Below are 12894 nucleotides of genomic sequence, written 5' to 3'. Positions count from 1 at the left end.
ACGGCGGCGTAAGCGAAACGAAGGTCGCGCGCCCGGCGGTCCGGATATACCGGTCGCCGGACGCGGGAACGGATGCTGCGCATCGTCGTCCCGTCCTGCCGGATGAAGCGCCAGCGGCGATTTTCTGCATACCGCGGATAAATGCCCGTGAGTTTGCGGGGATATTCGGACTCGCCTACAATCGGACGCTCGGCAGCATTCAACACAGCCTCCCTACATACTCAACGAAGGAATCGCCATGGCTCATACGCTCCCGCCGCTCCCGTACGCTGAAGACGCACTCGCGCCGACCATCTCGAAAGAGACGATCGAGTACCACTACGGCAAGCATCACCAGGCATATGTGACGAACCTGAACAATCTGATCCCGGGCACGGAATTCGAAAACCTGTCGCTGGAAGAGATCGTGAAGAAGTCGTCGGGCGGCATCTTCAACAACGCCGCGCAAATCTGGAACCACACGTTCTTCTGGAACAGCCTGTCGCCGAACGGCGGCGGCGCACCGTCGGGCGCGCTGGGCGACGCGATCAACGCGAAGTGGGGTTCGTACGACGCATTCAAGGAAGCGTTCACGAAGGCCGCGGTCGGCACGTTCGGTTCGGGCTGGGCATGGCTCGTGAAGAAGGCCGACGGTTCGCTCGACATCGTGTCGACGAGCAACGCCGCCACGCCGCTGACGACGGCCGACAAGCCGCTGCTGACGATCGACGTGTGGGAACACGCGTACTACATCGACTACCGCAACGCACGTCCGAAGTTCGTCGAAGCGTTCTGGAACATCGTGAACTGGGACTTCGCAGCGAAGAACTTCGCGTAAGTCCGGGCATCCTGCGCGCCTCCGCGGCGCGCGGCACACCCCAAAAAAAGCCCTCGTCGCGAGGGCTTTTTTGTTTTCGTCGGGCGTGAGTCGACGCGCGGCATTCGCCCGATCAGACGATCATCCCCGACAACCAGCCGAGCGCCGCGCTCGCGATCACGACGGCCCACGGCGGCATGCGCCAGAACACGAGCGCGACGAATGCGACGAGCGCGGCCGCGAAGTCGCGCGGCGACACGATCGTGTCGCTCCACACCGGGTGATAGAGCGCGGCGAGCAGCAGCCCGACGACCGCCGCGTTCACGCCCGCGAGCGCGGCCTGCATGTGCGTGCTGCGGCGCAGGCGTTCCCAGAACGGCGCCGTGCCCGCGACGAGCAGGAACGACGGCGCGAAGATCGACACCAGCGCGATCGTCCCGCCGAGCCAGCCATTCGGCGCGTCGCGCAGCGATGCACCGAGGAAGGCCGAGAACGTGAAGAGCGGCCCCGGCACGGCCTGCGCGACGCCATAGCCGGCGAGAAATGCCGAATCGCCGACCCAGCCCGGCGCGACGACGGCCGCTTGCAGCAGCGGCAGCACCACGTGGCCGCCGCCGAACACCAGCGCGCCGGTGCGGAAGAATGCGTCGACGACGGCGAGCGTGTGCGAGTGGAGCGCGCTCGCCGCGACCGGCAGCACGACGATCAGCGCGGCGAACAGTACGAGCCACAGCACGCCCGCGCGGTGCGACACGTGCAGCGGCAACGGATCGTGGGCGCCGCGCTCGGGCTGCGGCAACAGCATGAGACCGGCGGCGCCTGCCGCGACGATCACGACCACCTGCAGCCACGCGGCCGGGACGAGCAGCGCGATGCAGGCCGCGATCGCCATCAGCGTGACGCGGCGCGCATCCGGGCACAGCGTGCGAGCCATGCCCCACACCGCCTGCGCGATCACCGCGACCGACACGATGCGCAACCCGTGCAACGCGCCTGCCGCGACCGGCATGCCCGTCGCGTGGACGCCGAGCGCGAACAGCATCATCAGCAGCGCGGACGGCAGCGTGAAGCCGAGCCATGCGGCGAACATCCCCGCGTAGCCCGCGCGCGACAGGCCGATCGCCATCCCGACCTGGCTGCTCGCCGGCCCCGGCAGGAACTGGCACAGGCCGACGAGATCCGCATAGGCGCGCTCGGTCAGCCAGCCGCGCCGCGTGACGAACGCGTCGCGGAAGTAGCCGAGATGCGCGACGGGGCCGCCGAACGACGTGAGGCCGAGCCGCAGGAACGCGACGAATACGGGCCACGCATGGCGGGACGGAGTGGTGACGGTGGACGTGTTCAAGAGCGGATGCGGGGAGGGCGAACGAGCCGCCACGATAGCGCAATGCGATGACGGCGGGAATGCCGCGTGGCGGCGATTGCGCGGCGGCGTCGGGGTGCGGTCAGTGCGTGCCGTCGGACAGGCCGCTCGCGCGGCGCAGCGCGTCGACGTCGACGAGCTCGATTTCGCCGACATGCAGCCGCACGATGCCGTCGGCCTGCAGCGCCTTCAGCAGCTGGTTGGTGGTTTGCCGCGTGAGCGACAGCATCGCCGCGAGCTTTTCCTGCGACAGCCGGATGCGCGTGCGGCCGGCGCTGATTCCGCCGTAGCCGTCGGCGATCATCAGCAGCCGCGCGGCAAGCCGCTGCGCGGCCGGCATCACGCTCATCGATTCGACGGTCAGGAAGCTCAGCCGGAGCTTTTGCGCCATCAACAGCGCGAGCTGCCGCCAGTATTGCGGCGTCGCGTCGAGCATCGCGAGCAGCGCGGCCTGCGGGACGTGCAGCAGCAGCGTGTCGTCGAGCGCGATCGCGTCGTGCGTGCGCCGCTGGCCGTCGAACAGCGCGATCTCGCCGAACCATGTGACGGGTTCGGCGACCGTCAGCAGCGCTTCCTTGCCCTGCGGATCGACCGCGCCTATGGTGAGGGAACCGGCCAGCACCGCATACAGCCCGCACGGCGGGTCGCCGCGGCGGAACAGCGCTTGGCCGGCCGGCAGGTGCCGCAACGCGGCGCGGGCGAGCAACGCCTCGCGCAACGCGGGCGGCAGCGCGGCGAACCACGGGTGCGCTTCGAGCTGCGGCAGGTACGGGGCGAGCGGCGAGGGCATGGACACGCGATGTCGGGTAGCTGACAGAGGTTGTCGGGCGTGACGCGCATCATAGCGCCCAATGATCGTTCAGGAGACACCATGAAGACGCTCGAGGATCACCTTTCCCAGTATGCGGCCTACCATCGCGACGCGCGCAACATCGCGACGCATCTGGTCGGCATTCCGATGATCGTGTTCGCGGTCGAGGTGCTGCTGTCACGGCCGGCGATCGGCGTGCTGGCGGGCGTCGCGCTGTCGCCGGCGCTGCTGCTCGCGGTGGCGTTCGCGGTGTTCTACCTGCGTCTCGACCTGCGCTTCGGCTTGGTGATGACCGCGCTGTTCGCGCTCGGCCTGTGGGCCGCGCAGACGCTCGCGGTGCTGCCGACCGCGCAATGGCTCGGGATCGGCATCGGCGCGTTCGTGGTCGGCTGGATCGTGCAGTTCGTCGGGCACTGGTTCGAGGGGCGCAAGCCCGCGTTCGTCGACGACCTGGTCGGCCTGATGGTCGGGCCGCTGTTCGTCGTCGCCGAAGTCGCGTTCTTCGCGGGCCTGCGCGGCGACGTGCGCCGCGAAGTCGAGCGGCGCGCGGGCCCGGTTCACGGCGGCGTGCACTCGCATGTCTGACACGCCAGCCGCGCCGGTCTGAGGGTTCGGCGCATGCTCGACCGATCCGGCCGGCAAAGCCGCCAGGGCCGCCGCGCGGCTCGTGCTCGCCGCATAGGACCCCGCGCCACACCACGCGCGATGCGCAACGGCTAAGATGCGGGATGCGTCGCACGACAGGACGCGTACGCGGAGCAATCGCCATGGTGGATCGCCCGACTCTCGATGCCTACGAAGCCCATGCCGCGCAATACGCGCAGGACTGGCTCGACCAGGCCGCCCCCGATGACATGTATGCGCTGCTCGAGCAGTATTTCTCGCCGGGGCCGACCGCCGACGTCGGCTGCGGCGCGGGGCGCGACACTGCGTGGCTCGCGTCGCAGGGATTCGACGTGCGCGGCTACGATGCGAGCGCGGCGCTGCTCGCCGAGGCACGCTTGCGTCACCCGTCGCTGACGTTCGAACTGGCCGCGCTGCCGGCGCTCGCGGGCGTGCCGTCCGGCGCGTTTCGAAACGTGTTGTGCGAGACGGTCGTCATGCATCTCGAGCAGGCCGATGCCGCCGCGGCGGCCGCGCGGCTGGCCGCGCTGCTGATGCCCGGCGGCACGCTGTACCTGAGCTGGCGGGTGGCCGGCAACGGCGCGTTGCGCGACGAGCGCGGCCGCTTGTACACACCGCTCGATTCGGCGCGCATGCACGCGGCGCTCGGCCCCGGCATGCACGTGATCGACGAGCACGAGGTGGTCAGCGCGTCATCCGGCAAGCGCGTGCATCGGCTGATCGCGCGCCGGGACGACGCCATCGATGGCGCCGCATGAGCGCGGCGCGCGAACTCATTCGCGGTTGAGCGCCGCTTCCCAGTTGATGTCGACGCACAGCACCTGCATGCCGGTCGCGGCCGGCGCGGCGATCGATGCGGTCACGCACAGGTGCGCTTCGTTGATCGACAGGTACGGCGGCGTCAGATGCACGCGGCCCGGCGCGCGCATCGCGTGGATGAAGTAGGGGCGGCGCTCCCAGCTCGCGCCTTCCGAATGCAGCAGCGGCCGGAAGCGTTTCGCCCGCTGCGATACGCTGCCGCGCGCGAGCACGTTGTCGCCGATCTGGCGGCCCGATGCGTCGAGCAGGAAGCAGCGCGCGGTTTCCGGCAATCCGAGCACGGCGCCGGCCGCGTCGATCAGCGATTCGCCCGCGACGAGCTTCCGGCTCGCTTCCTCCAGCGCGGCGACATACGGCGCGAGGCGTTCGGCCTGCGTGCGCTCGCGTTGCGCGACGCGCAGCCGCAACGCGGCCGACAGCGTATCCATGCAGCCCGCGGCGGCCTGCGGCTGCACGGGGTCGACGCTCGGCCCCGCGAAGTACTGCCCTTGCACGAAATCGACATCGCATTCGAGCGCGATCAGCGCGTCGCGCTCGGTCGAGAGCCCGCCCATCAGCACGAGCTGGCCGGATTCGTGCAGCAGCGACACGAGCCCCGGCAGCACACGCTCGAGATGCGAGTGTTCGCTCGCCTGGGCGAGGATCCCGCGGTCGAGCGTGACGATGTCGGGATGCAGGTGCCACACGCGGTCGATGTTGGAATGTTTCGCGCCGAAGCCGCCGAGCGCGATCAGGAAGCCGGCCTTGCGCAGGCCGTCGACGATCGCCGCATAGCGCGGCGTCTCGCCGCCTGCCTGCTCGGGCACTTCGAGCACCACGCGATGCGGCGGCAGGCCGAGCGCCTTCAGGTTCGCGAGCAGCGCGTCGCCGTAGACGGTGTCCATCAGCGCGGCCGGATGCAGGCTCAGGAAGAGCCATTCGTCGTGACTGTCGAACGCGTGGAAGTTGCCGAGATGCAGCGATTCGGCGAGCCGGCCGAGCTCGAGCAGGTCGCCGCGCCGCGCCGCCTGCGTGAACACCTCGTGCGACGCGACCTGGCGGCTGTCCTCGTCGTGCGCGCGCAGCGACGCGTGGTAGCCGATCGCGCGGCGGTGCGACACCGAGAAAACGGGCTGGAACACGCTGAACACGGTGTACGCACCGTACAGCACGGTGCGCCGCTTGCCGTCGTCGCCGGCGACGGGGCGGGGCGGCTGGAAGCCGGGTGGATCGATGTCGATCATGCTCATGATGTCGGCCGAAGGAAGACTGCCAGTTTACCTACAGAATAGGCGAGCAAGAAGCATGCACGGCATCGGGCCCCGTGCGGACGCCCCGTCGCGGTCGCCGGGTGCCGCGCGGCGCAGCCATGCTGCACCGACATGGTGCGTGGCGCGCCGTCGTGGGGTTTTCCGGCACGACGCGCGTCGTGCGTCACGCGCGCTCGGACGGATCGGTCTTGTGCTGCGCGCGGGCGCGGATCTCGGGCGCGAGCTGCGCGAAGATCCACGCGGACGCGGCCGTGATGATCCCGACGCAGATGAAGGTCGCATGGAACGCGGGCAGCGTGTTGCTCGGCGTCACCGTGCGCAGCATTCCGGTGAAGGTGGCGAGCAGCGCGCCCGCGACCGTGACGCCGAGGCTCATCGACAGCATCTGCACGAGCGAGAACAGGCTGTTGCCGCTGCTCGCGCCGCCGGTGCCGAGATCCTTCAGCGTCAGCGTGTTCATCGCGGTGAACTGCATCGAGTTGAAACCGCCGAACAGCGCGAGATGGACGACCTTCACCCACACGGGCACCGTGTCGCGCATCAGCGCGAAGCTGGCCATCATCACGCCGACCATGATCGTGTTCACGAGCAGTACCTTGCGGTAGCCGTGCTGCGTGATCAGCCGCGTGATGATCCGCTTCGAGAACATCCCGGCCGCCGCGACCGGCAGCATCATCAGCCCGGCCTCGAATGCCGAATAGCCGAGGCTCACCTGCAGCAGCAGCGGGATCAGGTACGGCATCGCGCCGCTGCCGATTCGCGCGAACAGGTTGCCGAGCAGGCCCACGCTGAACGTGTGGATCTTGAACAGTTCGAGCGAGAAGATCGGCTGCGGCGCGCGCACCGCGTACAGCCCGTACGCGACGAAGCACGCGAGGCTCAGGATCAGCAGCACGAGCACGGCCGCGTGCTGCATGCCGAGATCGGCGAGCCCGTCGAGCGACAGCGAGATCGCGACCATCCCGATCGTCAGCAGCAGATAGCCCTTCAGGTCGAAGCGGCCGACGGCCGGGTTGCGCGCGTCGGGCATCGAGTAGAAGGTCGCGACGCAGCCGGCGATGCCGACCGGCACGTTGATCAGGAAGATCCAGTGCCACGACGCGATCTTCACGAGCCAGCCGCCGAGCGTCGGCCCGATCAGCGGACCGATCAACCCGGGTACCGCGACGAACGACAGCGCGGCGAGGTAGCGTTCGGCCGGGAACGTGCGCAGCACGGCGAGCCGCCCGACCGGCAACAGCATCGCGCCGCCCACCCCCTGCACGACGCGGAACACGACGAGCTGCGACAGCGTATGCGCGTTCGCGCACAGCAACGAACCGAGCGAGAACACCAGGATCGCGCTGAAGAACACGCGCCGCGTGCCGAACGTGTCGGCGAGCCAGCCCGAGACGGGAATCATCACCGCCATCGTCAGCGAGTATGCGATCACGACCGACTGCATCCGCAACGGCGATTCGCCGAGGCTCGCGGCCATCGACGGCAGCGCCGTGTTGACGATCGTCGCATCGAGCGTCTGCATGAAGAAGCCCGTCGCAACGAGCCAGAGCATCACGGTGAGGTTCTTTTCGCCGGGAGCGGCGGCGGGCGGGCGTTGGAACATGGGGACGGACCGAGGGCGCGGGACAGCCGCCATTGTAGGCAAAGCCGCCGTCACACGCAGGATCGGCAACGCGGGCGCCGGACGCCCGTCCGTCAGCCGACCGGTACAGTTCAGCCGAAAGTGTCCGCAGGCGTATCTGTCCGTGTGTTGCCGCTGTCCGAAATACTGGCGTCATCGAACCCACGCGACCCGGAGGCGGCCATGCGAGAACTGCGACTCTACGAGATGGACGGCAACGAGCCGGCCGGGCGGTGGCGGATCGTCGATCGCACCGCGCTGCAGGTCGCGGACGGCGATCTGTGGGTGACGATCGAGGGCCGGCCCGACGATCACTGGCTGCGCGCCGGCGAGACGCTGGCGCTGCTGCCCGGCATGCGCGTATGGATCAGCGCGGCGGCGGGCGGCGCGGTGTTCGCGTTCGGCCCGCAGGCGGCGCCGGCCCCGCAGGCCGAGCCGATCGCGTGGCGACGGTTCGCCGCCGCGTGGCGCGGCGGCCGTGGTCAGGCAGCCGCGTCGCTGCCGATGTAGCGCGCGCGGGGCCGGATCAGCCTGCCGTCCGCATATTGTTCGAGCGCGTGCGCGATCCAGCCCGCGGTGCGGCCGGCCGCGAACAGCGTGAACGCGGCGCCGTCCGGCAGCGCGAGCGTGCGTTCCAGCACCGCGAGCGCGAAATCGATCGACGGTCGCAGGCCGGTCGCGGCCTCGACACGCGCGGCGAGCGCACGGGCCATGCGTAGCGGCGTCCTGTCGGGCAGCATCGCGTGCAGCGCGTCGAGCAACGCGCGGGCGCGCGGGTCACCGTCGGGATAGAGCGGGTGCGCGAAACCGGACAGCGCGGTGCGCGCACCGTCCGCCCGTTCGTCGTGCGCGACGCGCAGCGCGAGGTAGCGGTCGAGGTCGGCGGCGCGCGCCGCTTCGTCGAGCAGCGCGCCCGCGCGGAACGTCTCGCCGCCGTGGCGCGGGCCCGACAGCGCCGCGAGCCCGCCCGCGATCGCACCGAACAGGTGAGTGCCGGTCGACGCGATGCAGCGCACCGCAAAGGTCGACGGGTTCAGTTCATGATCGGCGCACAGCACGAGCGCGCGGCGCAGCAGGTCGGCTTCGTCGCGTCGCCGCAGCCGCCACGCCGCGGCGAGCTGCCGATGCACGGGGGCGTCGCCCGGCGCGATGCCGGCCAGCGCGGCCGTCGTCACGCGCAGCAGCAGCGTGGCCGCGTCGAACTGCGCGTCGCGCCCCTGCGCCCACAGGCGCGGCAGCGACGCGGCCGCGGCGGGGAGCAGCACCAGCGTGCGCTCGAGCGGCGCGAGATGTGCCCAGCGGCGAGCCCAGTCGTCCCACTGCGCGGTGTCGAATCCGGTCGACGCGAGCGATGCCGCGCCAAGCCGCGCGGGCGGACAATCCCACAGCAGTGCGGCCGTTTCCTCGAGCGTCGCGTCGTTCGCGAGTGCGATCGCATCGGCGCCGCGATAGTGCAGGCGGCCGTCGGCGATCTGCGTGATCCGCGATTCGAGCACGGGCACGCCCCAGTCGAGCGAGCGTTCGGCGACGCCGCCCGCGCGTTTCGCATCGGCGCGGCGGCGTGCGAGCAGGCGCACCTCGTCCGCGTCGTAGCGGCGGCGCTTGCTCGCGCCGTCGGGCAGCGAGCGCAGCAGGCCGCGGCTCACATACGCGTAAAGGGTGCTCACGCTGACACCGAGGATGCCGGCGGCTTCCGGCGCGCTGAGGGACGTCATGCCGATCGCTCCTGTCGGGGCGCATGAAGCGCGGCCCGGCTACAACTATTCGTTATGCATTGATTCGCGCAATCAAGATTGATCGCGCCCGTCGCGAATTCTAGACTCGAATCCGTCTCCTCAACGATTCGCGCCCACCATGACACCCGAACTCGCATTGACCCGCTTGTGGCAACTCGCGCACGGCGAGCCCGGCGCGCTGGCCCGCGCGGCCGTGACGGGGCAGGACCCGACGCTGCCGTCGACATTCCACGTCGGCACGCTCGCCGCGGCGACGATCGCGGCAGCCGGGCTCGCGGCGGCGGAATGCCACCGGCTGCGCACGGGCGTCGCGCAGCGCGTCGACGTATCGATGCGCGACGCGCTCGTCGCCTTTCGCAGCGAACGCTACCTGCGCGTGGACGACGGCCTGCCGCCCGAGCCGCGCCATCCGGTGACGGGCTTCTACGACACGCGCGACGGACGCTGGATCCAGCTGCATGCGAACTTTCCGCATCACCTGCACGGGATTCTCGACGTGCTCGGCTGCGGCCCGCAGCGTGACGACGTTGCCGCCGCGATCCGCACGTGGGACGGCGCGGTGCTCGATACCGCGCTGGCCGAGGCCGGCCTGTGCGCGGCATTGATCAGAACCCCTGACGAATGGCCGGCGCACGACCAGGCACGCGCGCTCGCGTCGCTGCCGTTGTTCGAGATCGAGCGAATCGGCGACGCGCCCGTCGAGGCGATCGGCCGCGGCGAGCCCGACCAGCCGCTCGCGGGCGTGCGCGTGCTCGATCTCACGCGCATCATCGCGGGGCCGGTCGCGGGCCGCACGCTGGCATCGCACGGTGCGCAGACGCTGCTCGTCAACGGTCCGCACCTGCCGAACATCGCATCGCTCGTGATCGACAACGGGCGCGGCAAGCGTTCGACGTGGATCGACCTGCGCGAGGCGGCCGGTGTTGCCACGCTGCGCGAACTCGCACGCGATGCCGATGTATTCCTGCAGGCCTATCGCCCCGGCGCGCTCGCGGCGCGCGGGTTCTCTCCGCAGGCGCTGGCGGAATTGCGGCCCGGCATCGTGTGCGTCTCGGTATCCGCGTACGGGCACGCGGGGCCGTGGTCGATGCGGCGCGGCTTCGACAGCCTCGTGCAGTCGGCGAGCGGTATCGCCTGGCACGAGCAGCATGCCGCGCACGCGGACGGCCCGCGCCATCTGCCGTGCCAGGCGCTCGATCATGCGACGGGCTATCTCGCGGCGTTCGGCGCGATGATCGCGCTCGCGCGCCGTGCGACGGAAGGCGGGAGCTGGCACGTGCGGCTGTCGCTCGCGCAGACGGGGCGCTGGCTGCAATCGTTCGGCACGGTGCCGGACGGCCTGCATGCACCGGATTTCACGTTCGACGACGTGCGCGACCGGATCGACCGGACCGCTTCGCCGTTCGGCGTGATCGATGCCGTGCGTCCGGCCGAACGCCTGTCGGCGACACCGCCGCGATTCACGCGGCCGCCCGTGCCGCTCGGCACGGACGAAGCGCGCTGGCGATGAGCGCCGGCGGCGCCGCGCGCATTACTTGCGCAGCTCGACGACGAAGTCGTAGTAGTCGTTGCGGCAGTAGGTATCGGTGAGCTCGATCGCGCGCTGGTCGGCCGTATAGCCGATTCGCGTGATCAGCAGCAGCGCGTCGTGCGGCGCGATGCCCATCTGCTGCGCGATCTCGTCGGTCGCGTTGACCGCGCGGAAATGCTGCAGCGCGCGCACGATCGGCGTGCCGCGTGCTTCGAGATAGCTGTACAGCGACCCGCCGATCGCTTGCGGATCGGGAATCAGCGTGGCGGGAAACGTCGAGTTCTCGACGGCCATCACGATGCCGTCGGCGAGACGCAGGCGTTTCAGCCGTGTAACCGATGCGGCCGGCGACAGGCCGAGCTGGATGACTTCGTCGCGGTTCGCCGGCTGAATCTCGCGTTCGAGCCACTGCGAGCTCGGCTTGAAGCCACGGCGCTCGAGCATCTCGCTGAAGCTCGACAGCCGCGACAGCGGATCCTCGTAGCGCGGCTGGATGAAGTTGCCGGCGCCTTGCGTGCGGCGGATCAAGCCCTGCTCGACGAGCAGCGCGATCGCCTTGCGCGCGGTGATGCGCGACACGCCGAGCGCTTCGGACAGCACGCGTTCGGACGGCAGCGCCTCGCCGGCCGCCCAGCGATTGTCGTGGATCGCGTCGCCGAGCTTGCGGGCGAGCTGCAGGTAGAGCGGCGTATCGTTCTCGGGGTCGGGGCGCAGGTCCTGCCAGCGGTCGTCCGTGGGTGCCTTCATGGAATGGGTATCGATCAGATTGCCGGCCATTCTAAGTCATCATGCGGCGCCGTTATATCCGGTTTTTGCCGTGCAGCAGGTGGACGCCGCACCGATTGACTACACTGATGCGTCGTATTCGATGCTACGGCCGCGGGTGCGCGGCCACCAATCCGCAGCGAGGAGCGCATGACAGACACGATCGCCACGGTCGTCCTGCCGGACGGCGAGACCATTCCGAAGCTCGGCCTGGGCACGTGGGAAATGGGCGAGCGGCCCGCGCGTCGCGCGGACGAGATCGCCGCATTGCGCGAAGGGATCGCGCTCGGGATGACGCTGGTCGACACCGCGGAGATGTACGGCGACGGCGCGACCGAGGTGCTCGTCGGCGAGGCGCTGACCGGATTGCGCGACGGCGTGTTCCTTGTCAGCAAGGTGTATCCGCATCATGCGAGCCGGCGGGGCGTCGTCGCCGCGTGTGAAGCGAGCCTCAAGCGTTTGCGTACCGACCGTCTCGACCTGTACCTGCTGCACTGGCGTGGTTCGGTGCCGCTCGAGGAGACGGTCGAGGGATTCGAGGCGCTGCGGCGCGCGGGCAAGATCCGCCATTGGGGTGTCAGCAACTTCGATACGGCCGACATGGCGGAACTCGTCGACGAGGCGGGTGGCGGCGCGTGCGCGACCAACCAGATCCTCTACAACGTCGCGCGGCGCGGCCCGGAATTCGATCTGCTGCCATGGCTCGCCAAGCACCGGATGCCGGCGATGGCATACAGCCCGGTCGATCACGGGCGGCTGCCGAAGCGTTCGCCGCTCGACGAGATCGCGCGGCAACGCGGTGTGTCGGTGATGCGCGTCGCGCTCGCCTGGGTGCTCGCGCGGCCGGGTGTATTCGCGATCCCGAAGGCGTCGCGGATCGAACATGTCCGCGACAATCGCGCGGCGCTCGATCTCGTGTTGAGCGATGACGAGCGCGCGCAACTCGACGGCTATTTCCGTCCGCCGCGTAGCAAGCGCGCGCTCGAAATGCTCTGACCGTAGCGGGTCAGGCGATGCGTCGATCAGTGGCCATGGCCACCGGCCGATCCGCCGTTGCCGCCATTGCCGTTCCCGACGCCGTTGGCACCACCGTTGCCGGCGCCGCCGCTCCCGTTGCCATTACCGTTGCCGCCGCCGTTGCCGTGGCCACCGTTGCCGCTGCCGCCGCCGGTGCCGCTGCCGCCACCATTACCGTGACCGCCGTTGCCACCGCCGGCACCGCCGCCACCGTTGCCACCGCCGCTGCCACCGCCGGTACCGCCACCGCTGCCGCCGCCGTTGCCGCTGCCGCCACCATTACCGTGACCGCCGTTGCCACCGCCGTTGCCACCGCCGTTGCCACCGCCGTTGCCACCGCCGCTGCCACCGCCGCTGCCACCGCCGGTACCGCCACCATTACCGTGACCGCCGTTGCCGCCGCCGCTGCCGCCACCGCCACCATTACCGTGACCACCGCCGCCGCCGCCGCCGCCGTTACCACCGCCGTTACCACCGCCGTTACCACCGCCCCCATGCCCACCCGAGGAGCCGCCACCCGAGGAGCCGCCACCCGAGGAGCCGCCACCCGAGGAGCCGCCA

At 70.1% G+C, this 12894-nt stretch carries 13 protein-coding genes; 7 read left to right on the top strand and 6 right to left on the bottom strand.

Features of this window, described 5'->3' with window-relative positions:
- Window positions 1-238 precede the first annotated feature (238 nt).
- A complete protein-coding gene (gene sodB / locus WS46_RS11150) occupies window positions 239-817 on the top strand; it encodes a superoxide dismutase [Fe] (RefSeq protein ID WP_044848579.1) in 579 nt (192 codons plus the stop codon).
- A gap of 112 nt (window positions 818-929) precedes the next feature.
- On the opposite strand, the gene chrA is transcribed toward sodB, so the two are convergent.
- Both chrA and WS46_RS11140 read right to left on the bottom strand, forming a co-directional pair.
- The gene (gene chrA / locus WS46_RS11145; RefSeq protein ID WP_059690569.1) at window positions 930-2141 is read right to left on the bottom strand and encodes a chromate efflux transporter; all 1212 of its coding nucleotides are present in this window, start codon (window positions 2139-2141) and stop codon (window positions 930-932) included.
- Between the two features lie 100 nt (window positions 2142-2241).
- Window positions 2242-2949, bottom strand: a complete 708-nt coding sequence (locus tag WS46_RS11140) for a Crp/Fnr family transcriptional regulator (RefSeq protein ID WP_059690568.1) — start codon at window positions 2947-2949, stop codon at window positions 2242-2244.
- Between the two features lie 81 nt (window positions 2950-3030).
- Between WS46_RS11140 and WS46_RS11135 the strand changes: the two genes are divergently transcribed.
- Together WS46_RS11135 and WS46_RS11130 are read left to right on the top strand one after the other, a co-directional pair.
- Window positions 3031-3555, top strand: a complete 525-nt coding sequence (locus WS46_RS11135) for a DUF962 domain-containing protein (protein WP_059690567.1) — start codon at window positions 3031-3033, stop codon at window positions 3553-3555.
- Window positions 3556-3737: 182 nt separating this feature from the next.
- Window positions 3738-4352, top strand: coding sequence for a bifunctional 2-polyprenyl-6-hydroxyphenol methylase/3-demethylubiquinol 3-O-methyltransferase UbiG (locus tag WS46_RS11130; RefSeq protein WP_059690566.1), 615 nt, complete (start codon window positions 3738-3740; stop codon window positions 4350-4352).
- A gap of 15 nt (window positions 4353-4367) precedes the next feature.
- Here WS46_RS11130 and WS46_RS11125 read toward each other — a convergent pair whose 3' ends face one another.
- Both WS46_RS11125 and mdtD read right to left on the bottom strand, forming a co-directional pair.
- The gene (locus WS46_RS11125) at window positions 4368-5642 is read right to left on the bottom strand and encodes an EAL domain-containing protein (protein WP_059527773.1); all 1275 of its coding nucleotides are present in this window, start codon (window positions 5640-5642) and stop codon (window positions 4368-4370) included.
- A gap of 184 nt (window positions 5643-5826) precedes the next feature.
- The gene (mdtD, locus tag WS46_RS11120; protein WP_059690565.1) at window positions 5827-7266 is read right to left on the bottom strand and encodes a multidrug transporter subunit MdtD; all 1440 of its coding nucleotides are present in this window, start codon (window positions 7264-7266) and stop codon (window positions 5827-5829) included.
- 201 nt (window positions 7267-7467) lie between these two features.
- Between mdtD and WS46_RS11115 the strand changes: the two genes are divergently transcribed.
- Window positions 7468-7794, top strand: a complete 327-nt coding sequence (locus WS46_RS11115) for a DUF2917 domain-containing protein (protein ID WP_059690564.1) — start codon at window positions 7468-7470, stop codon at window positions 7792-7794.
- Here the strand turns inward: WS46_RS11115 and WS46_RS11110 are convergent.
- Window positions 7767-8999 carry a citrate/2-methylcitrate synthase gene (locus WS46_RS11110; protein ID WP_059690563.1) on the bottom strand — a complete coding sequence of 411 codons (1233 nt, stop codon included), beginning with the start codon at window positions 8997-8999 and terminating at the stop codon, window positions 7767-7769. The genes WS46_RS11115 and WS46_RS11110 overlap by 28 nt on opposite strands.
- A gap of 139 nt (window positions 9000-9138) precedes the next feature.
- On the opposite strand from WS46_RS11110, the gene WS46_RS11105 reads away from it, so the two are divergent.
- Window positions 9139-10530, top strand: a complete 1392-nt coding sequence (locus WS46_RS11105) for a CoA transferase (protein ID WP_059690562.1) — start codon at window positions 9139-9141, stop codon at window positions 10528-10530.
- Between the two features lie 21 nt (window positions 10531-10551).
- Here WS46_RS11105 and WS46_RS11100 read toward each other — a convergent pair whose 3' ends face one another.
- Window positions 10552-11298 (bottom strand): GntR family transcriptional regulator, encoded by a 747-nt coding sequence (locus WS46_RS11100; protein WP_059528318.1) that lies wholly within the window; start codon window positions 11296-11298, stop codon window positions 10552-10554.
- Window positions 11299-11466: 168 nt separating this feature from the next.
- Between WS46_RS11100 and WS46_RS11095 the strand changes: the two genes are divergently transcribed.
- Both WS46_RS11095 and WS46_RS33735 read left to right on the top strand, forming a co-directional pair.
- Entirely contained in the window at window positions 11467-12312 is an 846-nt protein-coding gene (locus WS46_RS11095; protein ID WP_059527756.1) for an aldo/keto reductase, read from the top strand.
- 35 nt (window positions 12313-12347) lie between these two features.
- The coding region (locus WS46_RS33735) for a hypothetical protein (protein ID WP_179949147.1) at window positions 12348-12894 on the top strand (547 nt) is incomplete at its 3' end.

It is taken from the genome of Burkholderia sp. RF4-BP95, assembly GCF_001521985.1.
In the GTDB taxonomy this organism is placed as follows: Bacteria; Pseudomonadota; Gammaproteobacteria; order Burkholderiales; family Burkholderiaceae; genus Burkholderia; species Burkholderia diffusa.
Note: the sequence above shows the minus strand (reverse complement) of the source record. Positions and strands in the feature narration are given on the sequence as shown.

What these genes read in the sequence shown, in the direction of transcription:
- WS46_RS11100 (WP_059528318.1), bottom strand. Translation starts at nt 11,298, where the DNA reads ATGAAGGCACCCACGGACGACCGCTGGCAGGACCTGCGCCCCGACCCC.
- sodB (WP_044848579.1), top strand. Translation starts at nt 239, where the DNA reads ATGGCTCATACGCTCCCGCCGCTCCCGTACGCTGAAGACGCACTCGCG.
- mdtD (WP_059690565.1), bottom strand. Translation starts at nt 7,266, where the DNA reads ATGTTCCAACGCCCGCCCGCCGCCGCTCCCGGCGAAAAGAACCTCACC.
- WS46_RS11125 (WP_059527773.1), bottom strand. Translation starts at nt 5,642, where the DNA reads ATGAGCATGATCGACATCGATCCACCCGGCTTCCAGCCGCCCCGCCCC.
- WS46_RS11140 (WP_059690568.1), bottom strand. Translation starts at nt 2,949, where the DNA reads ATGCCCTCGCCGCTCGCCCCGTACCTGCCGCAGCTCGAAGCGCACCCG.
- WS46_RS11130 (WP_059690566.1), top strand. Translation starts at nt 3,738, where the DNA reads ATGGTGGATCGCCCGACTCTCGATGCCTACGAAGCCCATGCCGCGCAA.
- WS46_RS11095 (WP_059527756.1), top strand. Translation starts at nt 11,467, where the DNA reads ATGACAGACACGATCGCCACGGTCGTCCTGCCGGACGGCGAGACCATT.
- WS46_RS11135 (WP_059690567.1), top strand. Translation starts at nt 3,031, where the DNA reads ATGAAGACGCTCGAGGATCACCTTTCCCAGTATGCGGCCTACCATCGC.
- WS46_RS11115 (WP_059690564.1), top strand. Translation starts at nt 7,468, where the DNA reads ATGCGAGAACTGCGACTCTACGAGATGGACGGCAACGAGCCGGCCGGG.
- WS46_RS11105 (WP_059690562.1), top strand. Translation starts at nt 9,139, where the DNA reads ATGACACCCGAACTCGCATTGACCCGCTTGTGGCAACTCGCGCACGGC.
- WS46_RS11110 (WP_059690563.1), bottom strand. Translation starts at nt 8,999, where the DNA reads ATGACGTCCCTCAGCGCGCCGGAAGCCGCCGGCATCCTCGGTGTCAGC.